Annotated in this window: 39 protein-coding genes and 4 pseudogenes; 17 read left to right on the forward strand and 26 right to left on the reverse strand. The window is 39.2% G+C overall.

Going from position 1 to position 23,714, the window contains the following annotated elements; genetic code table 11:
* Nucleotides 1-109: 109 nt before the first annotated feature.
* The 14 genes from mukE to CFY87_RS05905 form a co-directional block, all read right to left on the reverse strand.
* Complete coding sequence (gene mukE, locus CFY87_RS05830; RefSeq protein ID WP_094946307.1) at nucleotides 110-829, reverse strand: chromosome partition protein MukE; 720 nt, start codon at nucleotides 827-829, stop codon at nucleotides 110-112.
* A gap of 12 nt (nucleotides 830-841) precedes the next feature.
* Nucleotides 842-2,167, reverse strand: coding sequence for a chromosome partition protein MukF (mukF, locus tag CFY87_RS05835; RefSeq protein WP_094946308.1), 1,326 nt, complete (start codon nucleotides 2,165-2,167; stop codon nucleotides 842-844).
* A 90-nt stretch (nucleotides 2,168-2,257) separates the two neighbouring features.
* A complete protein-coding gene (locus CFY87_RS05840) occupies nucleotides 2,258-2,671 on the reverse strand; it encodes a baseplate wedge 1 family protein (RefSeq protein WP_094946309.1) in 414 nt (137 codons plus the stop codon).
* A gap of 284 nt (nucleotides 2,672-2,955) precedes the next feature.
* Nucleotides 2,956-3,222, reverse strand: a complete 267-nt coding sequence (locus CFY87_RS05850; RefSeq protein WP_272896443.1) for a P22AR C-terminal domain-containing protein — start codon at nucleotides 3,220-3,222, stop codon at nucleotides 2,956-2,958.
* Nucleotides 3,223-3,566: 344 nt separating this feature from the next.
* The gene (locus CFY87_RS05855) at nucleotides 3,567-4,229 is read right to left on the reverse strand and encodes a tetratricopeptide repeat protein (RefSeq protein ID WP_094946311.1); all 663 of its coding nucleotides are present in this window, start codon (nucleotides 4,227-4,229) and stop codon (nucleotides 3,567-3,569) included.
* Nucleotides 4,230-4,525: 296 nt separating this feature from the next.
* Complete coding sequence (locus CFY87_RS05865) at nucleotides 4,526-5,500, reverse strand: SEL1-like repeat protein (protein ID WP_094946313.1); 975 nt, start codon at nucleotides 5,498-5,500, stop codon at nucleotides 4,526-4,528.
* 20 nt (nucleotides 5,501-5,520) lie between these two features.
* Nucleotides 5,521-5,784 (reverse strand): hypothetical protein, encoded by a 264-nt coding sequence (locus CFY87_RS05870; RefSeq protein ID WP_094946314.1) that lies wholly within the window; start codon nucleotides 5,782-5,784, stop codon nucleotides 5,521-5,523.
* Between the two features lie 246 nt (nucleotides 5,785-6,030).
* Nucleotides 6,031-6,780: an anti-CBASS protein Acb1 family protein gene (locus tag CFY87_RS05875; protein WP_094946315.1), complete on the reverse strand. Its 750-nt coding sequence runs from the start codon at nucleotides 6,778-6,780 to the stop codon at nucleotides 6,031-6,033.
* Between the two features lie 6 nt (nucleotides 6,781-6,786).
* Nucleotides 6,787-7,992 carry a PBSX family phage terminase large subunit gene (locus CFY87_RS05880; RefSeq protein ID WP_094946316.1) on the reverse strand — a complete coding sequence of 402 codons (1,206 nt, stop codon included), beginning with the start codon at nucleotides 7,990-7,992 and terminating at the stop codon, nucleotides 6,787-6,789.
* Nucleotides 7,976-8,503, reverse strand: coding sequence for a terminase small subunit (locus CFY87_RS05885; protein WP_094946317.1), 528 nt, complete (start codon nucleotides 8,501-8,503; stop codon nucleotides 7,976-7,978). The genes CFY87_RS05880 and CFY87_RS05885 overlap by 17 nt, the downstream gene beginning before the upstream one ends.
* 144 nt (nucleotides 8,504-8,647) lie before the next feature.
* Nucleotides 8,648-8,857: an Rz1-like lysis system protein LysC gene (gene lysC, locus CFY87_RS05890; protein WP_236757367.1), complete on the reverse strand. Its 210-nt coding sequence runs from the start codon at nucleotides 8,855-8,857 to the stop codon at nucleotides 8,648-8,650.
* On the reverse strand, nucleotides 8,823-9,155 hold the full coding sequence (locus tag CFY87_RS05895; RefSeq protein ID WP_094946319.1) for a DUF2570 family protein: 333 nt from the start codon (nucleotides 9,153-9,155) through the stop codon (nucleotides 8,823-8,825). Before CFY87_RS05895 ends, lysC begins: the two co-directional genes overlap by 35 nt.
* Nucleotides 9,148-9,594 (reverse strand): lysozyme, encoded by a 447-nt coding sequence (locus tag CFY87_RS05900; protein WP_094946320.1) that lies wholly within the window; start codon nucleotides 9,592-9,594, stop codon nucleotides 9,148-9,150. Before CFY87_RS05900 ends, CFY87_RS05895 begins: the two co-directional genes overlap by 8 nt.
* Nucleotides 9,581-9,925, reverse strand: coding sequence for a phage holin, lambda family (locus CFY87_RS05905; RefSeq protein ID WP_094946321.1), 345 nt, complete (start codon nucleotides 9,923-9,925; stop codon nucleotides 9,581-9,583). Before CFY87_RS05905 ends, CFY87_RS05900 begins: the two co-directional genes overlap by 14 nt.
* A gap of 222 nt (nucleotides 9,926-10,147) precedes the next feature.
* Here CFY87_RS05905 and CFY87_RS12575 point away from each other — a divergent pair.
* From CFY87_RS12575 to CFY87_RS05920, 3 genes and pseudogenes are all read left to right on the forward strand, one after another.
* Nucleotides 10,148-10,234 (forward strand): annotated as a pseudogene (locus tag CFY87_RS12575) (type II toxin-antitoxin system RelE/ParE family toxin); the annotation flags it as partial.
* 78 nt (nucleotides 10,235-10,312) lie between these two features.
* Nucleotides 10,313-10,660, forward strand: a complete 348-nt coding sequence (locus CFY87_RS05915; RefSeq protein ID WP_094946322.1) for a helix-turn-helix domain-containing protein — start codon at nucleotides 10,313-10,315, stop codon at nucleotides 10,658-10,660.
* A 154-nt stretch (nucleotides 10,661-10,814) separates the two neighbouring features.
* Entirely contained in the window at nucleotides 10,815-11,033 is a 219-nt protein-coding gene (locus CFY87_RS05920) for a hypothetical protein (protein ID WP_094946323.1), read from the forward strand.
* Between the two features lie 223 nt (nucleotides 11,034-11,256).
* On the opposite strand, the gene CFY87_RS05925 is transcribed toward CFY87_RS05920, so the two are convergent.
* Together CFY87_RS05925 and CFY87_RS05930 are read right to left on the reverse strand one after the other, a co-directional pair.
* A complete protein-coding gene (locus tag CFY87_RS05925; protein ID WP_094946324.1) occupies nucleotides 11,257-11,607 on the reverse strand; it encodes an antiterminator Q family protein in 351 nt (116 codons plus the stop codon).
* Nucleotides 11,608-12,183: pseudogene (locus CFY87_RS05930) on the reverse strand (recombination protein NinG).
* An 89-nt stretch (nucleotides 12,184-12,272) separates the two neighbouring features.
* On the opposite strand from CFY87_RS05930, the gene CFY87_RS05935 reads away from it, so the two are divergent.
* A complete protein-coding gene (locus CFY87_RS05935) occupies nucleotides 12,273-12,455 on the forward strand; it encodes a type II toxin-antitoxin system HicA family toxin (RefSeq protein WP_094946325.1) in 183 nt (60 codons plus the stop codon).
* 36 nt (nucleotides 12,456-12,491) lie between these two features.
* Nucleotides 12,492-12,899: a type II toxin-antitoxin system HicB family antitoxin gene (locus CFY87_RS05940; protein ID WP_094946326.1), complete on the forward strand. Its 408-nt coding sequence runs from the start codon at nucleotides 12,492-12,494 to the stop codon at nucleotides 12,897-12,899.
* A 43-nt stretch (nucleotides 12,900-12,942) separates the two neighbouring features.
* Here CFY87_RS05940 and CFY87_RS05945 read toward each other — a convergent pair whose 3' ends face one another.
* From CFY87_RS05945 to CFY87_RS05975, 8 genes and pseudogenes are all read right to left on the reverse strand, one after another.
* Nucleotides 12,943-13,368: a recombination protein NinB gene (locus CFY87_RS05945; RefSeq protein WP_094946327.1), complete on the reverse strand. Its 426-nt coding sequence runs from the start codon at nucleotides 13,366-13,368 to the stop codon at nucleotides 12,943-12,945.
* Nucleotides 13,358-13,667 (reverse strand): annotated as a pseudogene (locus CFY87_RS05950) (DNA N-6-adenine-methyltransferase). Before CFY87_RS05950 ends, CFY87_RS05945 begins: the two are co-directional and overlap by 11 nt.
* On the reverse strand, nucleotides 13,667-14,308 hold the full coding sequence (locus CFY87_RS05955; protein WP_236757377.1) for a replication protein P: 642 nt from the start codon (nucleotides 14,306-14,308) through the stop codon (nucleotides 13,667-13,669). Before CFY87_RS05955 ends, CFY87_RS05950 begins: the two are co-directional and overlap by 1 nt.
* Nucleotides 14,308-15,153: a hypothetical protein gene (locus CFY87_RS11940; RefSeq protein ID WP_174904592.1), complete on the reverse strand. Its 846-nt coding sequence runs from the start codon at nucleotides 15,151-15,153 to the stop codon at nucleotides 14,308-14,310. The genes CFY87_RS05955 and CFY87_RS11940 overlap by 1 nt, the downstream gene beginning before the upstream one ends.
* Nucleotides 15,150-15,842, reverse strand: a complete 693-nt coding sequence (locus tag CFY87_RS05965; protein WP_094946329.1) for a Rha family transcriptional regulator — start codon at nucleotides 15,840-15,842, stop codon at nucleotides 15,150-15,152. Before CFY87_RS05965 ends, CFY87_RS11940 begins: the two co-directional genes overlap by 4 nt.
* A gap of 53 nt (nucleotides 15,843-15,895) precedes the next feature.
* The gene (locus tag CFY87_RS11690; RefSeq protein WP_158216616.1) at nucleotides 15,896-16,057 is read right to left on the reverse strand and encodes a hypothetical protein; all 162 of its coding nucleotides are present in this window, start codon (nucleotides 16,055-16,057) and stop codon (nucleotides 15,896-15,898) included.
* The gene (locus tag CFY87_RS12700; RefSeq protein ID WP_094946330.1) at nucleotides 16,006-16,188 is read right to left on the reverse strand and encodes a CII family transcriptional regulator; all 183 of its coding nucleotides are present in this window, start codon (nucleotides 16,186-16,188) and stop codon (nucleotides 16,006-16,008) included. The genes CFY87_RS11690 and CFY87_RS12700 overlap by 52 nt, the downstream gene beginning before the upstream one ends.
* Before the next feature lie 20 nt (nucleotides 16,189-16,208).
* Nucleotides 16,209-16,415 (reverse strand): helix-turn-helix transcriptional regulator, encoded by a 207-nt coding sequence (locus CFY87_RS05975; protein WP_094946331.1) that lies wholly within the window; start codon nucleotides 16,413-16,415, stop codon nucleotides 16,209-16,211.
* Nucleotides 16,416-16,542: 127 nt separating this feature from the next.
* Here CFY87_RS05975 and CFY87_RS05980 point away from each other — a divergent pair, with 127 nt between their 5' ends.
* The 4 genes from CFY87_RS05980 (at nucleotide 16,543) to CFY87_RS05995 (ending at nucleotide 19,192) form a co-directional block, all read left to right on the forward strand.
* Entirely contained in the window at nucleotides 16,543-17,205 is a 663-nt protein-coding gene (locus CFY87_RS05980; RefSeq protein ID WP_094946332.1) for a LexA family protein, read from the forward strand.
* 112 nt (nucleotides 17,206-17,317) lie between these two features.
* A complete protein-coding gene (locus tag CFY87_RS05985) occupies nucleotides 17,318-18,157 on the forward strand; it encodes a BRO family protein (protein ID WP_094946333.1) in 840 nt (279 codons plus the stop codon).
* 206 nt (nucleotides 18,158-18,363) lie between these two features.
* Entirely contained in the window at nucleotides 18,364-18,699 is a 336-nt protein-coding gene (locus tag CFY87_RS05990) for a DUF3800 domain-containing protein (protein ID WP_094946334.1), read from the forward strand.
* Nucleotides 18,700-18,862: 163 nt separating this feature from the next.
* Nucleotides 18,863-19,192, forward strand: coding sequence for a DUF3800 domain-containing protein (locus CFY87_RS05995; RefSeq protein WP_094946335.1), 330 nt, complete (start codon nucleotides 18,863-18,865; stop codon nucleotides 19,190-19,192).
* Between the two features lie 55 nt (nucleotides 19,193-19,247).
* Here the strand turns inward: CFY87_RS05995 and CFY87_RS06000 are convergent, their stop codons facing one another.
* Complete coding sequence (locus tag CFY87_RS06000) at nucleotides 19,248-19,541, reverse strand: HigA family addiction module antitoxin (RefSeq protein ID WP_094946336.1); 294 nt, start codon at nucleotides 19,539-19,541, stop codon at nucleotides 19,248-19,250.
* Nucleotides 19,542-19,551: 10 nt separating this feature from the next.
* Nucleotides 19,552-19,827: pseudogene (locus CFY87_RS06005) on the reverse strand (type II toxin-antitoxin system RelE/ParE family toxin).
* Nucleotides 19,828-20,606: 779 nt separating this feature from the next.
* On the opposite strand from CFY87_RS06005, the gene CFY87_RS12465 reads away from it, so the two are divergent.
* The 8 genes from CFY87_RS12465 to CFY87_RS06035 all read left to right on the forward strand — a co-directional run bounded on the left by CFY87_RS12465 (nucleotide 20,607) and on the right by CFY87_RS06035 (nucleotide 23,708).
* A complete protein-coding gene (locus CFY87_RS12465; RefSeq protein WP_272896444.1) occupies nucleotides 20,607-20,738 on the forward strand; it encodes a hypothetical protein in 132 nt (43 codons plus the stop codon).
* 214 nt (nucleotides 20,739-20,952) lie between these two features.
* Nucleotides 20,953-21,603: a P22AR C-terminal domain-containing protein gene (locus tag CFY87_RS06015; protein WP_094946337.1), complete on the forward strand. Its 651-nt coding sequence runs from the start codon at nucleotides 20,953-20,955 to the stop codon at nucleotides 21,601-21,603.
* 94 nt (nucleotides 21,604-21,697) lie between these two features.
* Complete coding sequence (locus CFY87_RS06020) at nucleotides 21,698-21,898, forward strand: hypothetical protein (protein WP_094946338.1); 201 nt, start codon at nucleotides 21,698-21,700, stop codon at nucleotides 21,896-21,898.
* A 5-nt stretch (nucleotides 21,899-21,903) separates the two neighbouring features.
* On the forward strand, nucleotides 21,904-22,158 hold the full coding sequence (locus CFY87_RS06025; RefSeq protein WP_094946339.1) for a hypothetical protein: 255 nt from the start codon (nucleotides 21,904-21,906) through the stop codon (nucleotides 22,156-22,158).
* The gene (locus tag CFY87_RS11695) at nucleotides 22,155-22,316 is read left to right on the forward strand and encodes a hypothetical protein (protein WP_158216617.1); all 162 of its coding nucleotides are present in this window, start codon (nucleotides 22,155-22,157) and stop codon (nucleotides 22,314-22,316) included. Before CFY87_RS06025 ends, CFY87_RS11695 begins: the two co-directional genes overlap by 4 nt.
* Nucleotides 22,316-22,456, forward strand: a complete 141-nt coding sequence (locus tag CFY87_RS11700; protein WP_158216618.1) for a hypothetical protein — start codon at nucleotides 22,316-22,318, stop codon at nucleotides 22,454-22,456. The genes CFY87_RS11695 and CFY87_RS11700 overlap by 1 nt, the downstream gene beginning before the upstream one ends.
* An 8-nt stretch (nucleotides 22,457-22,464) precedes the next feature.
* Nucleotides 22,465-23,139, forward strand: a complete 675-nt coding sequence (locus CFY87_RS06030) for a ribonuclease H-like domain-containing protein (RefSeq protein WP_094946340.1) — start codon at nucleotides 22,465-22,467, stop codon at nucleotides 23,137-23,139.
* Nucleotides 23,136-23,708, forward strand: coding sequence for an ERF family protein (locus CFY87_RS06035; RefSeq protein WP_094946341.1), 573 nt, complete (start codon nucleotides 23,136-23,138; stop codon nucleotides 23,706-23,708). The genes CFY87_RS06030 and CFY87_RS06035 overlap by 4 nt, the downstream gene beginning before the upstream one ends.
* Nucleotides 23,709-23,714: the final 6 nt, after the last annotated feature.

The raw sequence follows: 23,714 nt of genomic DNA on the forward strand, positions 1-23,714 counted from the left end.
GAGTAAGTCTCTAAATCCGCTTTTTCCAAAGACATTTCGTCAATGTCATTTGCAATAATGCCCTTTTCAAGATCAAGTATTTCGTTTTCTTGCTCAAATATATCAGACATTATTCTTCTCCCTCTTGATCTTCAACATCTTCAATTTCTTCGTCTTTTTCTACCGCACTTTTTTCTAATTGCAAGGATTGCGGATTAGCCGCTTCTCCATCACGAATTAAACGTAATTGCGCTTCTAACGGATCATCCCCGGAACGTACTTCCGCGCCAAAACGGAAAACCGACTCGGAAATGGTAAATTTTCCGCTGTTTTGCTCGCCAATCGTATGAATCATGCCCAAACGACGCAAACGCGTTAACGCCGCACGCACTTTTTCCGCTAATTTTTGTTTATCCAAATCAGAACCGGAAGAACGCTGATTGACTGCTTTTAATAGTTTGCTTTCATCCGCCAAATTCAATAATTCGTCATACACTTCTTGGATAGTAAAAATCCCTTGTTGAGCCAAACGTTCCGGACTTAAATATAAATAACACAGCACTTTGCCCACTAACATTTCCAGCTCTGTCAATACGGAACGCGCGATTAATGTTGTCGCTTTCGGGCGAAGATAGAAAAAACCTTCCGGCGCACGAATAAGTTCCACATTATAACGACGATAAAAATTATCCAACTCCCGCTGAAAATCCAGTAAAAATGCATGGTTATCCAAATGCTCCATGCCGATATGTTTACCGGAACGTAATTGACTGTCCACCACGGGAAACAGCGGATTGGCAATTGCCGCCACCAATTTGCTTGAAATTGCATCTTGAAGATTATCTGTCATTCATTCATCTCTTTATTTATATTCGTCAATAACCTGTGCCTGTACTTCGGCACCTTGTTGATTAATCGTTTCCCATGGCGCATAAACACCGGATAAATCCGCACTTGCCATTCCTAAACGCACCGCCTGATCAACGATAATACGCGCCACATCAAAATGACGGGACAATGGGTAATTTTCTAATTGTTCTTTTAAGACCAAACTAAGGTTAATCGGACGATTTTGCTCACGATAGGAGATTAATAAGGTTTGCATCTGCTCCATAATTTGATCTTGTAATGTAGAAAATTCTTCAAATTGCAACGCTTCCGGCAACTCGCCTAACGCATCTTCTTCGCGCAGTACCAATTCCTCATCACGCAAATCAACTAAGCGCTCTGCCTGCGCGGTCCACAAATACCAAGGCTGATCGAAATAATGGCGGATGGATTGACGTAAACGCTGTGAAAAGACTCGGTTTTTATCCATATCAATGGCGGTACGAATGAATTTATGTACATGGCGATCATAACCAATCCACAGATCGATTGCTTGTTGCCCCCAACTAATAATTCGGTCAAGTTTCGACTGTAAATCAATAATCAGTTGATCAATAAAATACAACTCATCACGCCCAATCACACAATCTTGAATGCGCAATAGTTGCGCTTGCAATTTATCACCGGCGGCATTTAGCGTATCTTGCAATTCACGCAAATTGCCGGAGGTTTCATCTAATAATTTTTCACAACTGCTAATTGCCGCCTGCCAATCTTTGACCAATAAATCAGCAATCTCTTCTTTAATGGTTTGCTGATTTTCATCCATAATACGCTGTGAATAATCGATACTATCAAAAATTTCCGCCACCGAATATTTCAGCGGGGCAAACACATTGCGACGCCAATGATGCTCGTCACCATTTTCTTCCGCCACTTCAGAGGCGCGCTGAATTTCATCAGCTACAATTGAAAGTTGCACGGATAAACGTAAGGCGGAAAATTCTCGCTGACGAATATAATAATCAGATATTCCAACACCCAGCGGCGTTAAACGATAAATCGACAAGCCTTCCGTAAATTCACTGCTAAAACGATTTAAAAAACGCTGTTTTACCATTTCATTAATGGCATTATTCGCTCGCGTAGCAATGGTTTCTTGTGACTGTTCAAAAGCGGAAGAAATATGGCGGAAAATATCAATTAAATCGGTTTCCAGCATTTCACCATCTAAGCGCTCGTTATTATAAATCGCAATCGCCAGTAAAAATGCCAAGCGTTCCGTAGGAAGGTTTAGGCTAAATTCACGTTCCTTGACCCACATCACCAATTCAGGAATGGTTTGCGATGCTTCAAACATTTAAAAATCTCATAGTAAAAATCGACATAAAAGTGCGGTCGATTATACAGGATTTTTTAACGTTCTTGTAGCGTGAATTTTACACGAAAATTACCTCAAAATGACCGCACTTTTGACAAGCTTGCAATTTCCGAATAGACCAATGAAATTTGCTGCAGTGGTATAAATAATATTTTTCATTGCTTTCATGAAGATCATGTTTCTAAACATTTCATCATTCATTAAATGCATTTCACCTTTTTGAAACATTTTTAAATCAGCAGAAGATAACGTAGATCCGATAAATTGATTTTTATTATCAATTTGTATATTTCGATCAATGCCAACAACTTTGCCCCAAAAATCAAGACCAATTCCTTTGGCGGTATTTAAATTCCAAATCAAATCATAAAATGATTTAATATCAGATTTGGGATCAATAGATTTATTCAAATCCAGTAATATTCGACAAATAATTGGACTATTGGCGTATTGACTGATCATGGTTTCTTTTAATTTCATCATGCTAATATGACCTTAATATTGTCGCCGGATAAAATAGGATATTGATCTATCCCTAATTCAATTGAATCAACATATAGAGAGGGCTTTATTCACTTTTACCGAGGAAATATCTCGACTACAAAATCCACACATCCCAATATCGCCCACTTGAGGATCAATAATGACCGCATTTTTCCCACCTTGTAAGCGAAAATAAGGAATATTATGAATAATGCCATGCTCATGTGCGTTTTGGATAAAAAAACGCCCATAAAGAGCGGTCGGTTTTCGTTAAGTTTTACAAGTTAAATATTAACCAATCTTGCTAAGCATTGCGGTTGATAAGCGCGCAAGGTTTTAAATGCGCGATAGTAATGTGCGTCTTCATACGGATCGACCTCATAATCCGCAAGCATTGGTTCAAAAACGCGTTTCATCGCCCCTAGTGTAGTTTTATACTCAGCAGCGTGAGTGTAAGCAACAACACCGTAGTGAGAGCCTAGCATTTGAAGCGGTTTGTGGATTTGAGCCAATAACTCTAAGCTGTTGTATAACGCAAACCACATACTCACTAAACGTACTGCATGGTCACGTTCGATTTTATAGTCAGCCTTTGGCTCATTGGAAAATAAATCAAATAATTATAATAAATTGTTTGATTTATTATAATTTTAATAACATATTCACATCTGGCAAGGGGTTAGATACAAGAAACCCCGCCTTGTGGAAGCGGAGCTATCTTAAGGAGAACTAAGTAATGAACGAATTTGAACGAACTTTCATTATCTTAGTTATCTGGGGAATTATAATGCTAAGCATTAAATCCTAGGTAAAGCAGGTGGGGAATGTTCCAATCCCCACCTAACTCCTTAAATCTTAATCAACTTTAACCAACAAATCAAGGAGAAAAATAACACTACCTGCTTTCGATCTGCCCCCCTTTCCGATCTAATCTGGCGAAATCTTTACATCCTTGAGCGTTGCCGTTATCACATGCTTGACCGTAGAATGCTTTAGCTGTAGAAACATTTTTTTGTGCCCCTTGCCCTTTTTCATACATCACGCCGAGATAGAGTTGTGCTTCTGCAATGCCTTGTTCAGCGGCTTTTGTGAACCAATAGACGGCTTGTTGATAGTTTTGAGCAACGCCTTGTCCGTTTGCATACATCACGCCGAGATAGAGTTGTACTTCTGCAGCTCCCTGTTCAGCGGCTTTTGTCCACCAATAGACGGCTTGTTGATAGTTTTGCGTAACACCTAGTCCGTTCGTATACATAAAGCCGAGCATAGATTGTGCTTTTGCATCTCCTTGTTCAGCGGCTTTTGTGTACCAATAAACGGCTTGTTGAGAGTTTTGTGTAATACCCTGTCCAAACATATACATTGTGCCGAGCACAGCTTGTGCTTTTGCATTTCCTTTTTCCCCCAGTTGTTTGAATAAGGGAAAAGTAGCAGAATAATTTTGTTGTTTGTAAAGTTGAGTAGCTCGGTCAAATTTTTCGCTATCTGTTTCGGCAAGTGCAGATTGGGCAATACCGAAAGAGAGCAAGGCGATAAGTAGGGATTTTTTTAGGTTCATTTTATGTTCCTTAGTAGTCATTGTTAAATAAATTTATTTCACTATGTTGGATTTTATCATCTAATTTATCAAACTCATATTGGTTGATAATTTTAGTCTCTCTGAAAATAACTTCTATATCTTGTGTTTTAGAATCTGATTGTTTTAACCAATTTATTTTCCATATATCAGAAAGATTTCCGGATTGAGTTACTGAATCACATAATTTTTCATTAAACTTAAATGTGTGCAGTTTAAAAGTAGAGGTGCTAAATTTACCTATACAACTGCTTGCTAAGTTTTGTGTAATGAGAAGATTAACGCACACCCTGCTGCTTTAATCTGGCGAAATTTTTACATCCCTGAGCGTTGCCGTTATCGCATGCTTTACCGTAGAATTCTTTAGCTGTAGAAACATTTTTTTGCACCCCTCGTCCGAATTCATACATCACGCCGAGACTGACTTGAGCATCTGCCAATCCCTGTTCGGCAGCTTTTTTGTACCAATAGATGGCTTGTGTATCGCTTTGGGCAACACCTCGTCCGAGTTCATACATCATGCCGAGACCGAATTGTGCTTTTACATATCCCTGTTCGACAGCTTTTATGAACCAATAGACGGCTTGTTGAGAGTTTTGTGTAACACCTCGTCCGAGTTCATACATCACGCCGAGATTGAATTGAGCATCTGCCAATCCCTGTTCGGCAGCTTTTTTGTACCAATAGATGGCTTGTGTATCGCTTTGGGCAACACCTCGTCCTTCTGCATACATCATGCCGAGCTTGAATTGAGCATATGCAAATCCCTGTTCGGCAGCTTTTATGAACCAATGGACGGCTTGTTGAGAGTTTTGTGTAACACCTCGTCCGAGTTCATACATCACGCCGAGATTGAATTGAGCATCTGCCAATCCTTGTTCGGCAGCTTTTTTGTACCAATAGATGGCTTGTGTATCGCTTTGGGCAACACCTCGTCCTTCTGCATACATCACGCCGAGATTGTATTGAGCATATGCCAATCCCTGTTCGGCAGCTTTTTTGTACCAATAGATGGCTTGTGTATCGCTTTGGGCAACACCTCGTCCTTTTTCATACATCACGCCGAGATTGTATTGAGCTTTTGCAAATCCCTGTTCAGTAAGTTGTTTGAATAAGGGAAAAGCGGCAGAATAATTTTGTTGTTCAATAAATTGGTAAGCACGATCAAATTTTTCGCTATTGGTTTCGGCAAGTGCAGATTGGGCAATACCGAAAGAGAGCAAGGCGATAAGTAGGAATTTTTTGAGTTTCATTTGAGTTCCTTATTTGACGATTATTTGAATTCAATACACAAAGTTTGTGGATTGAGAAAACATCTTCTTCCCGTTTCAAGAGGGGTGATTGGATTCAAAATATTTAAATCAGGCTCAAATAATTGAGAACTGCCATTAGCAATCATTTTATTGACGATTTCATCCACCTCTTTTTGTTCATTAGGATTGATGGCTTTTATATTGTCGTAAACATAAGGCGAATCTGAGGTATCTCCAAAATAATTCTTATAAATATTAACAGTAATTTCAATACGATTTGACATGTTTTTTTCCTCTTACTTGATTTTATATGTGGCGTCCGCTACCTACTATCAAGTAGGTAGGATGTAGAGTATACTCTACATCCTATAAAGGATTGCTAAACCCTTTGCTCGGTGTCGATTGGTTTATTGAGTGTTATTTATACAGCAGTATATTACAAAACAACTCCGGTTTGAAAACCGGAGTTGTTTAGAGGTATTAGGCAAAAGTATCTAAATATTGATCTGTTATTTGGAAGACTTATTTGACTAGCCCGCCACTTCTTCATTACGAAAAATAATTAAGTGAGAACGATGGTATTTTTTCCCGTTGATTTGCCAATATGTCGGATCATAAAAATATTGTGTCGCCGGATTATTTAATTCACCCGATACCAAGATAGGGATACACCAATAAGGATCGACTTGGATAATTCCTTTATAGCTATTAGGCTCAACGCCATCAATATTGAACGGTTTTTCATAAAAATCCGGGTCACTTGAATCAATATCAAAAATCGCAATTCTTATACCAAAAATACGACCAAGCCGAACAAACTCCTCACAATTCTTTTTAATTTTGAATTTTTTATCGAACTTTTGAATTATTTTTATAGTTTCATCCGGAATATCGTCACCGTTAACAGTAACGATATTAAATCCATTTCTCGTTGCATCCCTTGCCGGTGTTGAACAAGCTTTCCCAATAAGCCAATTTTGAGACAAAATCGCACACATCTGATAACCGATAAATGATTTACCGGCATACCAGTTAGCTAATGCTATACTGATAGCACTAGGTCTTTCTGTCGGCATTTTAAGTGAGCTGTCACCATTACTATCTTGACCTGCAACAAGTGAGGCTTGTAATTTGTTATTCGCATTCACAAGTTCATCTAATTGATTGATAAAGAAGTCATTCTTGTATTGGTGATGAAAATGGCCGCTTGAGTAATAGGAATACTCTTTCTTTTCCTCTACTTCATCAGGTGCTTTTATTTTTTTGAAAAATCCGAACATATTTTTTTATCCAAAGTAAGAACTTCTATATGTAATTAATGGTTCTAATGCATAACGAATTGCATCAATATAGTGATTGTTTTCATCAAGCAGAACAAGCAAAATATCCCCCGATTTCTTATCTACTTTGTAACTGTATAAACGAAATTCTTTTGCGGTATTTTCGCAACGAGGGTGAATAACAACCTGTTTATACGACTTAATATGCTCAATACCATCTTCAACGCTCCCTTTCCATTTTGAAACAGGTTCAAGGCGATTTAATCCGTGACGCCTTAAATAACTAATACTTTCAGGACGCGCATTATCTGCACGAGACACATATTTTTCATAATCAGGAATGCGTTTTAAAATAAAAGAGGCGGTATCGTCCAGCTCTAATCCAATCCCCCGGGCTTCATATTCCACATAAAGCGTTTCATCATATACCCAAACCCGCACGGTAGCGGTCGGATCTTGCGCAAAGCCAAAATCCAATCCTTGATAGGGACCGGACCAATTTTCTTGTGGTTCAAACTCATCAATACAGAATTTCCCGTTAAACACTTGTGCATCAGATTTGGTGTTATATTCACCAAGCCAAACATGACCAAAACTCGAGGGATTATACTTGCGGTCATACTCCATCTCTTTTTTCAGCTCATCAGGCAAAAATGGATTTTGATCGAAATTAATATGGTTAAGCAAAAAACTATCCGGATCGTTTTTTACCCCCTCTAAAAAGAAACTATCTACTGCATCAGTACTTTGATCCGGGTTCCAAGTAAAAATTAATTCACTTCCGGATTTACGAATTGTCGGATGCAATAATTGAAGACTTCGATATGAACAAGTTTGAGCTTCTTCAAACCATGCACAATCAAACCCTTCAAGTGATTTAATACTATCAGCAGTGTGATCTTGCATACCCTGAAAAATGATTATCCCGTCAGCCTCTTTCCGCTTAATTTCAGTGAGAGTAATATCAAATAAATGGCTTACCCCCATTTGTCTAATTTTTGATTCAATTAATGCTTTGGAAGAAAACTTCAATGATTTTTGAATTTCACGAATACAAACCGTTTTATAATTCGGATCAAGAATATGCTTTTCTACAATAAATTCACCGACAGTATGTGATTTCCCGCTTCCTCGACCACCTCGAATCCCTTTGTTTCGGCAAGGATTGAGGTAAGGGATAAACCATCTTGGAGTATTAATCTTTAATTCCATTTGGATCAACTATTACACGAGTAATGATAGTGGGTTGTAATGATTCGCCGTTGGTTGTCATATCAATACGATCTTTAAACATCCCCAAATGCTTACCCAGCAACTCAAGCGCCTTGTTTGCTCCTGACGGTTCAAACATAAAAATAGCATTATCAACAGCCTTGATCGTTCCCTCTTGATTGCTTTTCACTGTATCTGTCACTATGACGGATTTTCGCCCCATACACATATCACGAAGTTCTTGCAAGTCTCTCAATACCTCATCTTGTGTAATTTGAGTGCGTTCTGAACGTTGTTTTTTAGCTTCGGAAATAGCTTTTTGTATTGTAGTATTTTGTAGTAATTTATTTGCATTGGTATTAGCTAAATGTTCACTATACCCTGCTCTAATCGCTGCTTGAGTTGCATTAAGATCAATCAGATATTCTTCTACAAATCTCTGTTGTTTATCGGTTAATTTGATTTTACCCACGCCTTTAGACGTGGATTTACCCTCGTCTTTATTAGCCATTGGGTAACTCCTCTTATTTTGTTACATATAGATTACATAGTTTGGGTATTTTCTCGGAATCTAACCCAACCAACCACAAATTACGCACAAATTATATGGCGTTTACTTTACACAAAAGAAACTCGCCATCGAGTGCCATAGCGGTTATCTTTCTATTCCCTCTCGCCACTCAATAATCCCTTTAATTCGACCGGCACACACATCACGCTCACTCATCACTTGGCGTAAAAAAACGACCGCTTCCCCGTAGGTTTTACCGGTAAATGAAGATTGATCACATGGAACGGTATAGGCTTGTGGCGGAAACCAATAAACGGATTTAGTTTGACTGTTGCAACCGCTTAATAACATCATCAGGAAGACGAGTGTCAAAACAACGGTTATCTTTAATCGTTTTATAAATGATTTTAACATCCTCACCGGCTTTCCCTCTTTCCAACTGCTCCAGAGCACGTTGCTTTTGCATTGCCTCTCGCTCTTGCACCATTTGAATATGCATTTGTGAAATCACCTGCTCATTTTGCTTAATGGTTTGGGCTTGCGCTTGGTTCTCGGCTTTTAAGCTATTTATCTTCTGTGACTGGTACCATAACCCTGTACACAAGCCCAAAATCACAAAAAATACCACGGTCCACAATTTCGATCTAAGCATAAACACCCCGATCAAACAACGCTTTCTCTCTTTTCCGTCGTCTCAATAATACCGGACGACCACCCGCGTATTTCCACGCCAAAATCTGCTCGCTTGCCCCCGAATAATCGCCTTGATTTAATTTCTTAAGCAACGTAGATTTTAAAAATGCCCCCTCGCCAATATTGAACGCCAAGCTGACCAACGCATCAAACTGATGTTGTGACAGTGGCAAAACCACCTCATTATTGACCGCCCTTTCAAACCGTCTTAAATCTGCCAGTAAGATTTCCCGAGATTTCTCTTGTGAAATCCGCATCCCTTCACAAACGCGCTTATCATCCACCCATCCCGTATGCCCCACACCTATAGTCCAAATACCGACGATATCCCGGTAAGCGCATAGACGTTCCCCCTCCTCACGAATTAAGAAATCAATCCCTTGCTTACTCATATTCATTGTCATTACCCATACTTCTACGATTAATGAATTTAAAAAGAAACTCCCTCAACTTCTCCGTTCCAACAAACCCAATCATCGTCCCGGCAAAGCTCGAAAATTCAGTATGCCCCACAAGATGGGCAAGCAAAGGAACGATAGTCCCTGCAATAGACGCACAGATTGTCGCATCTAATAAAACATATTTAATCGCGCGCTTTTTCCGCATAAAGCCCGCACGTAACAACGACATCACAATAGCGGCAATCGCACTGTTAATGGGCTGTATCCCAATATTGGTTGTCACCCAATTCCATATCTGCGTCCAAATATCATATTGATTATTCGGCATTCCTACCTCCTCACCTCCTTTTCGAGGCAAAAAAAGCCCACCATTAAGGTGAGCTATCATTATTTGAATGAAGATTTTATCTAAAGTCTAAAATTTCACTTGATAAAACCTAATAAACTTATAAAATAGACTTATAAAACAAACCTAACAAATATGAAATAAATCATCTACCAACCCAACGCATTAAAGCAGTTACGGAAAGTTCCAAGCAAAGCACACATTATTGAAAAATGCGAAACGCTAAAATTATTCCCTGATTGCACCAATATAAAAGCATTGGCTCATCATCAATACGAATATCGCTATCGTATTGGCGACTATCGTGTTTTCTTTAATATTGTCGGAAACACAATGAATATCGTATCTATCGAAAGGTTAAAAAAAGAGATGAACGCACTTACTAATGTCCAATATATCAACAACGCACAAGGTGTACCTGCCTTTGCCGTTATCCCTTTACAAACCTTTAACTGGTTAAAACAAAAAGCCAACCTTGCCGATCCGCTTGAAACAGGCATCCCGGAAGAAGTAGCAAAACGGGCTTTATTAAATGACTACTCCGCTTTGCGTGCATGGCGTGAACATTTAGGATTAACTCAAGCAGAAGTTGCCAAACGACTTGGTATCTCTCAATCCGCCTATTCCCAACAGGAAAACTCACAACGTCTGCGTAAAACAACCCGCCTTAAAATGGCAACGGCATTAGGCATTCACTCGGATCAGTTAGATTTTTAATAAAGTACTTTAAGCAAGTACTCCGGCACGTCTTCACCGTTTATTTTAATTTTATCGCCTAAAGTAAGTTCCATTTTTACCCCAACAAAAAACCCCGACCGTTTCCGATCAGGGTTATTAAAATCAATTCATGCGCTTTATATACAAGAACCGCATGATAACGCAAATCATACACTTTACCGGTACCGGTTGCAAGTATTTTTTAGTGCGTTATATTAAATTGGGAATTCATGACTATAACGTATCTTATTTGGAAGAAAAACAAAACGGTATTCAACTATATGGCGTCACTGTTTATTTTACAAGCGGCTCGGTTGGATTAGCGGTAAAAGAAAATTACTCTGATTTTAAGAAAAAATTTCATCAAATTTAATTCATTTTATAACCGCTCTATTTGAGCGGTTTATTTTTATCTACGCTATCAGCGTCTTAATCTAATACGTTGTTTTTATTTGAGTTTTAGTTATCTTTGTGCCGAATGATATTTCTTGCGCGTTTCCGGTTCACTAGGGAACATAATGCCCTTTCGGTCGTTTCGAAGGGGTATTTTTTCTCCGGCTCAGGCAGCGCAAGTTATTGCGGCAAGCAGCGTTTAATCACGCAAAAAACAACACATCTCCCCGCAACAAATACCCTTTTAAAAAATTTTCCGCTTGCCGCAGCAAATTTTGTCTCTTTTTATCGCTGATATGTTTAATTCGACAAATATCAACACGATCGTAACGTTCAACATAGGTCAACATAAACACATGAAACTGATCAAAATTGATTTGTTTCATCAAAACCAAACCGCCATCAATCACCATCCCCTCTTCATCACTTAGCGGATCTAAAAATGGCTTGGTTCTTGCCGCGCCTTTAATACCACAAGTTACCACCGGATAATCCATTTCCAAGCGGGATTTCCCCCAATACCCAAACCGTCTAAATTTTGCTTTAAAATTCATTCAAAACACCCCCTTACGCTTCTCCAAAAATTTACATTTTTTATTAAAAATCCGCTTAATTCGCCTCAAATCTTCTTTAGAATAGTGTCTCGCCCGTTGGTCTTTCTCGATTGCTTCCACTTTCTCCACCCCAAGCCTATCAATCAACCCAAGCCGAAATTGCTGATAATTACCGCCTAAATAACGGTTACAACGCTTACACTGACCTGCAATATTTAGAGTGTAAAAACGCAAATGTGGCGCACTGCCCCGACTGCGATAATGCCCCGCATCAAATCCCCCGCCAAATCCCTCACGCACCAACGAAACCCCGCAAGAAATACAGGTTTTACCCTAATCACGCAACCGAACATACGCATTCACCGCTGCTTGCGCCTCTTGGGTTAAATTATTCAGTGTTTTATTTTCCTCCCTAAATGCTTTCCTACGCTTATTATTGACTTTTTGTTCCGCTTCCGCCTTACCCTGCCGAGCAAAAATCAAAGCGCAATCCATAGAACAACACTTCTGTAAACTGTTTCTAGGCGTAAACCCATTGGCACAAATCTTGCATTTTTTTGACCGCACTTTATTCATTTTAATACCCATAATAACTACAAAACACTGGACTTATTCCCTTTTAAGGGTTATAATAACCCCAATATTTAAACAACAATGGAGAAAACGTGGATAGTGATACCATGATAAAACTTCTCAAAAAGAACGGATGGGAACTTGACAGCATAACGGGCAGCCACCATCACTTTGAGAAGAAAAACCAAAAGGGAGCCGGTAAAGTTACTGTTCCTCACCCGAGAAAAGATTTAGGCTTTCTCGAGAAGAAAATTAAAAAACAAGCGGGACTATAAGTCCCCTTATCCACGTTGACTCAACAAGGAGCATTTATGTTATACCCAATCATTCTTGAACAAGTTTCAGACGGTTATGTTGTCGCTGTACCTGATATTGACGGTTGCTACTCCGCAGGTGACACCCTACAAGAAGCCTACAACAACGTAAAACAAGCCATTGAAAGCCATCTGGAGCTTGTCGTAAAAGACGGTGGCGAAATTCCACAACCGACTTCAATCGAAAACCACCGTAACGATCCGGATTTAGCCGAACACCATGTTTTTTTTGGTATAGTTGATGTTGATTTATCTCACCTCATGGGAAAAACCGAAAAAATCAACGTCACCTTACCAAGTCATCTCATCAAACGCATTGATGCTTATGTTAGCCAACACGTTGAATATAAAAGTCGTAGTGGTTTTTTAGCAAAAGTCGCTGCCGACCGCATTTTTTCCGTATAACCGCCAACGCTTACCGGTCTCGCCCTATGTTATACGTAGGGCCTCATCTTCCCCAAAATCCCCACTTATCGTTAAAATGAACGCCATTTTGCACACCCCACGACAAAATATACTCAATCAAACTTGCCAACCGCTTCACGCTCATTTGCGCAGTACTTTCACGCAAATTAATCACCTCACCCTCCAGCCCAATCGCCATTTCCGCATAACCGCCCGTTGCAATTTTATGCGCCGAAACAAAAATCGCTTTCCACGTATCAACATCCCGTTTTTTACCCTGAAATTCACACTGTTTCGCAATATCACTTAACATCGCGTGTAACTTCGCATTTTGCTCAAGACTGCGTCTCATCAGCTTAATACTCACCACAAGCGGATTTTTCTCATCAATTGGCAAAGTACGAATAAACTCCATTGCATTTAACCGCACTTGTTCGCCACGCAAGAAAAACGATTGTTTAATTTCCATACCCGCCCACCTTTTTCAAAAAATCCAACCTTACCGAACGTTGCACAAAATCTTCCATCGTCGGATCGAACACCACGACCATTTGACCTTTGCTATTCCCCTTAACTTCTTCACCTGTAACCGGATGAATAAAGGCAATTCGTCCACCGATAATATCAATCACTTCGTTTGCCGTGTTGTGAACAACATTTATTTTTCTCATCCGCACACCCATCAATATGAAAGTGAGAAAAACGATACTCCAACCAACGGAAAAAATATTTCGGCGTTTGCCACGTGTCTTTGTCAAACTCGCTCATCAATGCCCCCTTAAAATCTGTTTACACATGGCTACACCACGTAAATTAATCGCTTGTTGAACATCTGATGGCGTAAAACCGGCTTTTTTCGGCAGCGTGATTTTAGGTTCCGGAATAGCTTCACCGCGCTCTAACCGTTGTACCATGGCAAATAATTTTTCCTTAATCGCCTTTTTCACCTCGAAAACCGTATGCATACGCATTTCCCGATAAAGTTCGGTTAATAACCAAAATTCTGCATGAGAATGAAATTTAAACCGGTGCAATTCCCCCATGCCAAATGCTTGAAACTGCACCAAGCGCCGGTATAACGCCTCCTCATTCGGCAATCCCCAAACTTGAAATTGATCTGCTTTGCACCATGCAATAAATTTCCCCACACTTGGGAAAAAGTCATCCGGTTTTGACCGCACTTTACGCATACCTACTTTCACTTGCTCAAGGGTGTTAATTCCGTTTTCGGCAAAAGCTAATACCCAAGTCCGCTTAGCAAGATTTAATTGCGCCTCATCCGAAAACTGCGCGCGCATTGCCGGACAAGTGGCAAGCAGTTGATCAAAAATTTTATCGACAAGCACTCTTAGCGCATCAGGTAATACCCCTTGAGATGTCGCGGCAGTTTGGTTAACAGGCAAATTCATCAAAGCATCTCCTCCCATGCCGCGGCATTGTTCCAATCGGAATTATTCATCTCCGCCCAAGATTTCTTTTTCGGTTTTCCACGCTCAATCACCAAGCGATCCCAATGTTTACGTAAGTTCTTCGGTGACAAAATATTTTTACACCAAAAATCGTCTTGATTGGCAAACCGGAATAATTCGCAAATTTCACGGTGCGAACGCTTATCACGCTCTCGGATAAGGCGAACCTCATCCGCCCAAGTATCAAAATTTGGTGATTTAGCTTCAGGATTAATTTCCAAAATCAGGTTAAAAATCCAATATGCGGTTTTTAAGTCATCATCAGAAAAATTTTTCCGTTTCGGCGACGTTGCAACTTGTTGCGACGTATTAATATGATCTGTTGTATATTTATAATTAGTATTATTATTTGTCGGATCTATTTCCGAGTTATTTCGGATTTCAATCCGAGTTATCTCGGATTTATTTCCGAGTTCAACAGGAATATTCGGATCTATTTCCGAGTTATTCGGATTTAAATCCGAGTTAAACTCATTCCAAGTTTTCCCTTTTTCAGTTAAACGAATTAAATCTTTATCGCCACGCTTTCCTTGCTTGAGATAAATAATCAACCCTTTAGTTTCCAAATCACAAAAATGGCGGTAAACCGTATCTGCTTTCTTATAAAAAAGCGGCAATTCTTCTAAGACTTTATTTCGTGAAACCCAGTAATACACAACACCATCAACAAGGATTTCTTTTGCCCATGAGCAGGCCTGATTTAGCAAATCAAACAACGCCCCTTGATTAGCGTTTAAACCCCACTCAAGACATTTTTGATTATTTATGTAACTACTGAATCTCATAGCATTAACTCCGAAGCATAACGTGACGCAATAAACTCAACGCCTTTGCTTGTCACGCGTGTTTGTGTGAAATTGTGACCGTGTTCTGCCGTACCCGTTTTAACAGTAAACAAACCACGTTCTTGCGATTTTTGATAAGGCAATAAATTACCCGATTGACGATACAAAAATTTATCCAACACTAAGCACTCAATCATTTTACGTTCCGGCATATTGAGAATTTTCGCGGTTTCCCGTAATGATTTTGTCGTGCCGACTTCCACATAGTGATCAACAAAATCGACCTTAGGTTTCATCTCTTGATTTTCCAATGCTAAAACCTGTTTTTGTTTCTCGCTTTCCACCAACGCCTCAAGGGCTTGAAGATAATTTTGCGGTAAAAGTGCGGTCGGTTTTTGTCGGTTTTCCAATTCTTGCCAACGGTCAATAATACGCTTGCGAAGTTTGACGTTGTATCCGGCAATCAGGGTTAAGGTTAAATCTTTTGGCAAATTGTAACAGCGAAGCATTCTACCGGTGCTGTCTTTGTACTGAGCCGAAAAATCGGCTGAGTGAATTTCCAACTCATTCAACATCTTGTCAATGTCTGCCAAAACATGCGTATGGCGTTTTTCGCACAATTCCGCAATCTCCCGACTACTCATCGTAAGAGTTGCATTCTTATGTGAAATCGGTAATAATCTATCCATTTTTAACGGCTCCTTGTGAGTTTGTAATCAGCCACCGTGACTGCGGTGGCTTTTTATTGCTCTAAAATTCGGTTTTTCTCGGCATTTAACCCTTTACTTGCCAAATCAAAAACCGTTTCCAAATGATCTATATCCACAAAAACCTGATCTTGTGGAACAACTTTCAACCCAATAGCAGTCGGCTGAATTTCGTGATCTTTTGATCTCCTTTCCATTTTGAAATCGCCGAACCACAAACGCCGACGATCTCGCCAATGTTGTCCAAATCATTCAGCTCAATCTGTTTCAAGATTTCACTCTCGATTTCAAGGGCGGTCATTTCTTTTGCTTTTTTATTGCGTGCCATTGCGTATCTCTTGAGGTAAGTTAATTATCAGCAGGAAAAACTTCATCGATTGAAACGCTCGCGCCATTTTCATTTAAGGTATCAACAATAAGCCGAGCCATTTTTACTGTTGGCGTTCTGCGTCCATTCTCATAATGAGCCAGCGCCCCCTGAGTTAAATTCAACCGTGCTGAAAATTCTTGCTGAGTTAGATTTATTGATTTTCTAAATTCAGAAATTCTGTTCATTTTCCAACTCCATACAAATACACTAAATAATACAATATGTACATCATTAAGTAAATATTTCATACATTAAGTATTTTGATTTTTTAATACAATCCGTAATAATTTATAAAAAATAAGGTAGGTAAGCATGAAAAAGCAGTGGAATGAATATGTTCGTGAATTAATGGATAGAAACGGGATTAATCAAAATGATATTGCTGACGCGATAGGTAAAACACAAGGGGCGGTTGGTCACTGGTTAACGGGTAAAAGGAAGCCTAATTTTGATGATGTTACAAAGATCCTTGATATTGTCGGCGCGAAAAAAGTGCTCTTAAATCAAGACGGAACAGTAGAAGATTTTGATAACAACGCAAAATTCACTCGTATTATCAAATCCTACCGTTATCCACTGCTTAGCACAATACAAGCGGGACGTTTTACCGAAGTGGAACACTTCAACCACGTGGATGAACTCAATCAATACGAAATGATTGAATCACAAATCAAAGCCGGTCACAATGCCTTTTATCTCAAAATAACCGAGGATAGTATGCTGCCACGCTTTAAAGATGGCGACATGGTGCTAATCGATCCCGACATCGCACCGACACCTGGCAAATTTATCGCCGCCATCAACCCCGACGGCGAAGCCACATTCAAGCAATATAAGCAATTAGGCACAATCGACGATCACGGCAGACCACACTTTAAACTCGTTCCATTAAATGACAACTACCCAACATTGAGTAGCGAAGATCACCATATTCAACTTATCGGCGTAGCGGTTGAGCATAGACAAGTGTTGTAACCGTATTTATCGGAGAAAGAGATAAAGCTACGGTTATAGTTGAGCGTAGGCAGGTACTGTAGAAAGTTTTTGACAAAAAAATTCCTATACCAGCATAAACGCTGTACAATGGATGACAAAATTTAACTATATGAATACTCAATTAGCCCTTGTTTTTGATGAACAACATACAGAATTAACCTTTGATGACTTTGCCAATCAAAATGGCATCGTGTATTGGTTTGCGTCTGATTTGGCAATCATGCTAGGTTATAACGATATGCAAGCTATTTCAAAAGCCATCAATAAAGCTTATGCAGTATGTAATAATTTAAATATTCCAATTATTGATAATTTCATTCAGGCATCATCAAAAAATACCCCAAACGACCTGAAAATGACTCGTTTTGCTTGTTATCTCACCGTAATGAATGGGAATATTTCTAATCCTAAAGTCGCTGCTGCTCAAGCGTATTTCGCTAATTTAGCAGCTGAAATCCATGCGGCATATCAAAGTGCTGATGAAGTTGATCGCGTTTATTTACGTGGCGATATTTCAGATAGGGAAAAAAGTTTAAGCCATATAGCTTATAAGCACGGTGTAGATAATTACGCATTTTTTCAAAATGCCGGATATCGCGGTATGTATAATATGAATATCAAAGCCTTAAAAAATAAAAAAGGACTTTTTGATGATAAAGCATCGTTGCTAGATTATATGAACAATGAAGAATTGGCGGCTAATATCTTCCGTGTAACCCAAACAGAAGCCAAAATTAGAAACCAAAATATCAAAGGTCAAGTAGCATTGGAAAATGCCGCTGAAACAGTAGGACGCGCAGTGCGAAATGTAATGATACAAAATACCGGTACAGCCCCGGAAGATTTAAAACTCTCCCAAGAGAAAATCAATAAAATTCAAAGTAATATAAAGAAAACGCATAAAGCACTAACCAAACACGACAAAAAATAACCAATTGCCTATTGTTGCCTAAACGAATGAAAAACAAGGTTTACCTCCAGAGTAATATTCTAAGCCAAAACAAAATACAACTTGATTTTTTAAAATAAATCCTTATATTAGTTCGCAGAAGCAGAGGGTTGCAAAATTCTTTGCTGCTGATTCCGAGACCCAATCTTTATGGTTGGGTTTCCGTGTTTTTAGACTATGGAAAATATATGTCTCGTTCTCGTACTTATATTGTTTATCTTGATGAATTCGGTCATGTTGGACCTTATGTTAACGTAGATCACCCAACGCACAAAACCCACCCTGTTTTTGGGTTAGGTGGATTTGTCCTACCTATTGAAGAAGTACGCCCATTCTCTTCTTTCTTTTTCAATTTAAAACAACACTTATTTGAAAATTATGACATTCCTCAAGCGAGAAAAAAAGCCAAAGAACAAGGCGAGACATTTAAGCTTTCAACGTGGGAAAAGAAAGGCTCTAAGCAATATTCAGTAGCAAACTTACAAAACTACACAAAACATATTACTCGACAAATCGTATTATAAATCAAATAACCGATCGCGGTGGTTTCTTATTTTATGTCGGTGAAGCCAAGCAAAAAGAGGTAAATAAACACGATGCTCAACGAGTTTATTTATCTAGTTTAAAAGAGATTATCAAACGCCTAGATGATGAATTTAAAAACCAAGATGCTCATTTCTGATTTTTATGGATGATAGTGAATCAAGTGCAAGTATTGTAAAAAATGCTATTTATGAAATGCATCAAAATGGGAAATTCCAATTAATAGAAGCACCTGTGCAGGTTGATAGTAAATTATACCAGACAATTCAGTGCGCTGATTGGCTATGTGCAATTTACGGTAAGCTAGCTTTTTATGAAGTAGAAGCTGATTCAAAACCAGAATATGAAATTTTCAAACGATATTTTGGTGATAAGATAGCTAAAGCTCAAAAACGTAGTAATGTAAGAAATAATTTACCTAAAAAAGCATCTGAAAAATCGTTAGAAAAGCTTTGTAAAAAATTTAATAAATAACAAAACCGCCCTCGTGGCGGTTTTTCTTTATTCCACCTCCAAAAATAACCGCACTTTAAACATATCCATGAGTAGATACATGAAAAGGTGAAATGCGATAGCTACGCTTTTGTTTTAATTCCCATAAATCATATTTAGTTTGTAAATTAAGCCACAACCTCGCAGTGCCAATCCCCGCTTCTTCCAGACTTAATGCTAAATTTGCCGTCATAGGCGTTTTGCCATGTAATACTCTCGATAACGTTTCTCGAGAAAAACCGAGATGATCTGCCAACGCTTTAATTTTAATATTATTCGACTCAATAAATCCGTCCAGCAAAACTTGTCCCGGATGTGCCGGTTTACGCATTAAAGCCTCCTTAATGATAATCTTCATAATTTAAGATATACGCATCTCCATTAATAAATTCAAAGGTAATGCGCCAGTTTCCGTTAACCGTCATGGAATAAACGCCTTTTCTATCTCCTTTCAATTCATGACATTGATAAAATGGCATAAATTCATCAACACGTTCTGCCGAGTCAATCAAGTCAAGAATACCGTCAATTTTTCGTTGATGATTAAGCTAAATACCTTTTGTTATTCCTTTTTCAAAATATTGCTTTAAGCCTTTATGTTTGAAACTCTTAATCATAATGATACCTATCAAATTAAAGTGATATATTTATATCACAAAGCATAAAAAAAATACAACAAATTTTAGCCGCACTTTTCTATCAATCCATTTTTACTGCTCAAAAAACAAGCAATCAAACAAAATTCTTAAAAATATTTTTCATTGAAAATCATTAATTTGATTACTTATTGTATTATTTTACATATTAATTAATACACTTGGTATTTACAGTTAAAATACATTTTGTAATAATGCCTCTATCAAAACAAGATCCCCAAGGGCTTGAATAAAGGTTCCAACCCGCCCGAAAAGGATTGCTCTTTAACAATTTGAGAAAACACATTATCGCCTGATGGTGAAAGCGAGTTCGAGTAGAAATACGAGAGGAAGCCCATAAAACCCCCACTTGCTCATAGCGGTATGCCCTTTACTTAGGGAAAACAGACTTACCCCGATGATGTGTTTAGGTGAAAACTGGGCGCGCATAATAAGGCGCAAGGGAGTAACCGAAGACGCAGCTAAACGCGTGACACTTGGAGAGACAAGAATTTCAATAAACCGCACTTAGCGATTTATCCTTATGCTTTTGCGTTTGAAAACACAATAATGTTAAGTGCGGTTTATTAAGAGAGAAAAAGAACGCAAGTTTCTTGTATTAACCGAATAAATCAAGACGTATTTTACTAAGCCTATGATTTTTCATGGGCTTTTTTATTTGACAAACCTCCCCACTTCGGATTAAGATGAACGCACTTTATAGCTGTTTTTTAACAGCTTTTTTTATAGGAGAAACCACAGTGACAGCACCGAATACAAAACCCGTTAAAATGGAATTAAAAGGCGAAGCAGGAAAACGGGTTGCACTTTCTGCGGCGAAAAGAATTATCAAAACGCACAATAAAGAAATCAAAGCACTCGCCTACAAATGATTACAATTGAACTCGTTATCGCCATTCACGAAACCATTTTAGATACCGAACGGGGCTAAAAGGTCAACCCGATTTAGACAAACTAGATGGCGCATTGGCACGCATTGATAAATACCGAAAGGAAATAAGCTCCGCTGTCTATGAGCAGTAGTTGAAGCCCGATTAACCCTACTAAGGTCAATCGAAAGATAAACTAACTCATAGGGGCATAAAAATGTTAAACTTACAAATCTTAACTCGTGCAATTCGCACTTTCGAAAATCTTTACTCATTAAACGATCTTCATGTAGCAAGCGGAAACTTAGATAAACACCGCCCTACTTGGTTTGTTAAAAATCAACAAACACAAGATCTAATCACCGAGATTGAAAAGCAAACAAATTCAACCGCACTTAAAACCATTCGCGGAACACAAGGCGGCACATACGCCTGTAAAGAAATCGTCATCGCCTACGCTGCGTGGATTTCGCCACAGTTTCATCTTGTAGTTTTGCGTGCGTTTCTAAACCAAGTTGAACAACCAAAACAACTTGCCCTACCGGAGCCGGAAAAGAAATACCCTTTTAATCACACCGAGCAAGAACTACAACAATTAGCTTGGGAATGGTTTGCGCTTTTCAAATGCGTGGAGTTTACCCACAACCTCATTCCGGCACTGGACAGCATTCAATCAAATTTTGCAGCACGGGCGCACGGTATCGTCAGTGAATATGGTTCAATGCTGCGCAGACATCAACCGCTCATCCAAAAGCTCACCGCCGACTTTCACGTTGAGACTTGGGGTGATGAAAAGTGGAACCGAGTTCTCCCAACAATTCGGGATAATGACATTCTAAGACCAAAACGCCGATTAGGCGACTTCTAAAATTTAACCGAAACCGACCGCACTTTTCCAAAGAAAATCGTGTGGCGGTTTTCTTCACGCAAAATTCAGCAAATTGGTTAAAAAGGAAACTAAAATGAACGCATTAAAATTCATCATAAACCACCGTTACGTAATCGGAATAGCGCTTATCGTCTCCATTGTCAGCATCTCCGGCAAGCTTGACTTTAACGACCGAATCACTATCGAAAAAGCCCGCTGCGAACAGCTGGGCGGACACTGGAGTGCAAATAAAAGCTTTATTGCCACCGATTTTGAATGTGTATTTAAGGATTAATGAACATGAGTAAGTGGACATTTATCGTTGAAAACCGCAATGACGGTACAGGTTGGTGGGCAGTGCAGAGATATAACAAAACCATTGGACGACAACAAAACTTTGCTGCAAAAGAATTAGCGCAAACCTGCCTTAACCGCTGGCGCGCGTTTATTGAGGGGGAAGCGGCAAATAACCCCGTAAAAGTCTTTACCAAGCAAGAAATTATGGCATTTTGCGGGGAAAATAGCGTGAAAAAACGCGGGAGACCGAGAAAATGAAAAGAATTTTACCTCCTCATTTCTTCGACAGTGATGAGGATTATCATGACCAGTTTCATCAAGTTGAAGAAGAACAAGACGAACCGGATGATGAATATCAATTTGAAGATAGAGATCGCGATTGTGATTATTGGCGGCGAATTATGAGGGACTTCTGATGAAAACCAAAGACGAATTACTGATAAAAACCAAAGACGAATTACTGCGTGAACTTGCCGACCGGTTGTTGTGCGGCATGATAACCAAAGCAGAATTGCTGGAATTAATCGAACAATATGACAGGGAATTGCCCTTCTAAGGAAACCTATGATTATCACATTTGACATTGAAACCATTCCGACACAATGCTCGGACGTTGTGGCACGTTTAGCCAAAACCGTTAAAGCCCCGTTAAACTATAAAGACGAGGAAAAAATTCAAGCCTATATTGCCGAAAAGCAAAAAACCGTTGCCGACAACACCTGTCTTAACGGCGCCTACGGAGAAATCCTATCGATTGCCTGCGCCATTGATGACTTAGAGCCACAGGTGTTTTGTATTGATGATTTAACGTTCCCCGATCGGGAAAAAACGATTTTAACCCTGTTTTTCCTCTACATCGAAGAACATTATCGCGTTAATCGCGACCTGCCGCCAACGTGGGTAGGGCATAATATCGTGAATTTCGATATTCGCTTTATTTACCAACGGTGCATTATTAATCAAGTAAAACCCTTTGCACACTTCCCCATTAATAAAAAACCTTGGGATAAAGCGATTTTTGACACCATGACCCAATGGGCGGGCAAAAAAAACGCTATCTGCCTTGATGACCTGTGCTTTGCGCTTTCTATTCCCACGCCAAAAACCGATCTGGACGGATCGAAAGTTTGGGAATATGTCCAAGCCGGCAAAATAAATGAAGTGAGCGAATATAACCGCCAAGACGTCATTGCCACCAGAGCGGTTTATAGAAAAATGACCTTTAGGGAGGGAAAATGAGTATTTATCAAAAACTCGCGCAAGCCAGAGTGAAATTACAAGAAAAAGGACTAAAGAAAACGGGGAAAAATCGCAACTTTAGCTATTTTGAGTTAAAAGATTTTCTCCCGTCCGTTAACGAAATTTTCAACGAATTAAAAATGTGTTCGGTGGTCAGTTATAACAATGACCTTGCCACCCTCACCATTTATGATGGCGAAAAAGACGAAAAAATTGTCATTACCTCGCCTATGGTGCAAGAAGCCTTGCCAAGCGGAAACGATATTCAAAACCTAGGCGCGATCCAAACCTATCAACGACGCTATCTCTACCTCACCGCCTTAGAAATTGCGGAAAATGATGCGGTAGATTGTCTTGATACGTCGGATCAACACCCCGCGCCGAGCACGAACGCTACGCCATCGGACAAATTTAAAGAACTAATTAACGAACGGTTAAATCGGTGTCAAACAAAAGAAGAATTGACCGCACTTTATGGCAAATTAGAAGCATGGGTCAAAGAAAAACACCCGGAATATTTAGATGAATTTAGCCTAATTTTTAACGACAAAATCTTAAGTTTTCAATAGGAGTGC

The organism is Actinobacillus seminis, from assembly GCF_002263215.1.
In the GTDB taxonomy this organism is placed as follows: domain Bacteria; phylum Pseudomonadota; class Gammaproteobacteria; order Enterobacterales; family Pasteurellaceae; genus Actinobacillus_B; species Actinobacillus_B seminis.

Bases quoted from the DNA above. Each gene is read 5' to 3' on its own strand.
- mukE (WP_094946307.1), bottom strand. From the start codon at position 829: ATGACAGATAATCTTCAAGATGCAATTTCAAGCAAATTGGTGGCGGCA.
- mukF (WP_094946308.1), bottom strand. From the start codon at position 2,167: ATGTTTGAAGCATCGCAAACCATTCCTGAATTGGTGATGTGGGTCAAG.
- CFY87_RS05840 (WP_094946309.1), bottom strand. From the start codon at position 2,671: ATGATGAAATTAAAAGAAACCATGATCAGTCAATACGCCAATAGTCCA.
- CFY87_RS05855 (WP_094946311.1), bottom strand. From the start codon at position 4,229: ATGAACCTAAAAAAATCCCTACTTATCGCCTTGCTCTCTTTCGGTATT.
- CFY87_RS05865 (WP_094946313.1), bottom strand. From the start codon at position 5,500: ATGAAACTCAAAAAATTCCTACTTATCGCCTTGCTCTCTTTCGGTATT.
- CFY87_RS05870 (WP_094946314.1), bottom strand. From the start codon at position 5,784: ATGTCAAATCGTATTGAAATTACTGTTAATATTTATAAGAATTATTTT.
- CFY87_RS05875 (WP_094946315.1), bottom strand. From the start codon at position 6,780: ATGTTCGGATTTTTCAAAAAAATAAAAGCACCTGATGAAGTAGAGGAA.
- CFY87_RS05880 (WP_094946316.1), bottom strand. From the start codon at position 7,992: ATGGAATTAAAGATTAATACTCCAAGATGGTTTATCCCTTACCTCAAT.
- CFY87_RS05885 (WP_094946317.1), bottom strand. From the start codon at position 8,503: ATGGCTAATAAAGACGAGGGTAAATCCACGTCTAAAGGCGTGGGTAAA.
- lysC (WP_236757367.1), bottom strand. From the start codon at position 8,857: ATGATGTTATTAAGCGGTTGCAACAGTCAAACTAAATCCGTTTATTGG.
- CFY87_RS05895 (WP_094946319.1), bottom strand. From the start codon at position 9,155: ATGCTTAGATCGAAATTGTGGACCGTGGTATTTTTTGTGATTTTGGGC.
- CFY87_RS05900 (WP_094946320.1), bottom strand. From the start codon at position 9,594: ATGAATATGAGTAAGCAAGGGATTGATTTCTTAATTCGTGAGGAGGGG.
- CFY87_RS05905 (WP_094946321.1), bottom strand. From the start codon at position 9,925: ATGCCGAATAATCAATATGATATTTGGACGCAGATATGGAATTGGGTG.
- CFY87_RS05915 (WP_094946322.1), top strand. From the start codon at position 10,313: ATGAACGCACTTACTAATGTCCAATATATCAACAACGCACAAGGTGTA.
- CFY87_RS05920 (WP_094946323.1), top strand. From the start codon at position 10,815: ATGATAACGCAAATCATACACTTTACCGGTACCGGTTGCAAGTATTTT.
- CFY87_RS05925 (WP_094946324.1), bottom strand. From the start codon at position 11,607: ATGAATTTTAAAGCAAAATTTAGACGGTTTGGGTATTGGGGGAAATCC.
- CFY87_RS05940 (WP_094946326.1), top strand. From the start codon at position 12,492: ATGTTATACCCAATCATTCTTGAACAAGTTTCAGACGGTTATGTTGTC.
- CFY87_RS05945 (WP_094946327.1), bottom strand. From the start codon at position 13,368: ATGGAAATTAAACAATCGTTTTTCTTGCGTGGCGAACAAGTGCGGTTA.
- CFY87_RS05955 (WP_236757377.1), bottom strand. From the start codon at position 14,308: ATGAATTTGCCTGTTAACCAAACTGCCGCGACATCTCAAGGGGTATTA.
- CFY87_RS11940 (WP_174904592.1), bottom strand. From the start codon at position 15,153: ATGAGATTCAGTAGTTACATAAATAATCAAAAATGTCTTGAGTGGGGT.
- CFY87_RS05965 (WP_094946329.1), bottom strand. From the start codon at position 15,842: ATGGATAGATTATTACCGATTTCACATAAGAATGCAACTCTTACGATG.
- CFY87_RS11690 (WP_158216616.1), bottom strand. From the start codon at position 16,057: ATGGAAAGGAGATCAAAAGATCACGAAATTCAGCCGACTGCTATTGGG.
- CFY87_RS12700 (WP_094946330.1), bottom strand. From the start codon at position 16,188: ATGGCACGCAATAAAAAAGCAAAAGAAATGACCGCCCTTGAAATCGAG.
- CFY87_RS05975 (WP_094946331.1), bottom strand. From the start codon at position 16,415: ATGAACAGAATTTCTGAATTTAGAAAATCAATAAATCTAACTCAGCAA.
- CFY87_RS05980 (WP_094946332.1), top strand. From the start codon at position 16,543: ATGAAAAAGCAGTGGAATGAATATGTTCGTGAATTAATGGATAGAAAC.
- CFY87_RS05985 (WP_094946333.1), top strand. From the start codon at position 17,318: ATGACAAAATTTAACTATATGAATACTCAATTAGCCCTTGTTTTTGAT.
- CFY87_RS05990 (WP_094946334.1), top strand. From the start codon at position 18,364: ATGTCTCGTTCTCGTACTTATATTGTTTATCTTGATGAATTCGGTCAT.
- CFY87_RS05995 (WP_094946335.1), top strand. From the start codon at position 18,863: ATGGATGATAGTGAATCAAGTGCAAGTATTGTAAAAAATGCTATTTAT.
- CFY87_RS06000 (WP_094946336.1), bottom strand. From the start codon at position 19,541: ATGCGTAAACCGGCACATCCGGGACAAGTTTTGCTGGACGGATTTATT.
- CFY87_RS06015 (WP_094946337.1), top strand. From the start codon at position 20,953: ATGTTAAACTTACAAATCTTAACTCGTGCAATTCGCACTTTCGAAAAT.
- CFY87_RS06020 (WP_094946338.1), top strand. From the start codon at position 21,698: ATGAACGCATTAAAATTCATCATAAACCACCGTTACGTAATCGGAATA.
- CFY87_RS06025 (WP_094946339.1), top strand. From the start codon at position 21,904: ATGAGTAAGTGGACATTTATCGTTGAAAACCGCAATGACGGTACAGGT.
- CFY87_RS11695 (WP_158216617.1), top strand. From the start codon at position 22,155: ATGAAAAGAATTTTACCTCCTCATTTCTTCGACAGTGATGAGGATTAT.
- CFY87_RS11700 (WP_158216618.1), top strand. From the start codon at position 22,316: ATGAAAACCAAAGACGAATTACTGATAAAAACCAAAGACGAATTACTG.
- CFY87_RS06030 (WP_094946340.1), top strand. From the start codon at position 22,465: ATGATTATCACATTTGACATTGAAACCATTCCGACACAATGCTCGGAC.
- CFY87_RS06035 (WP_094946341.1), top strand. From the start codon at position 23,136: ATGAGTATTTATCAAAAACTCGCGCAAGCCAGAGTGAAATTACAAGAA.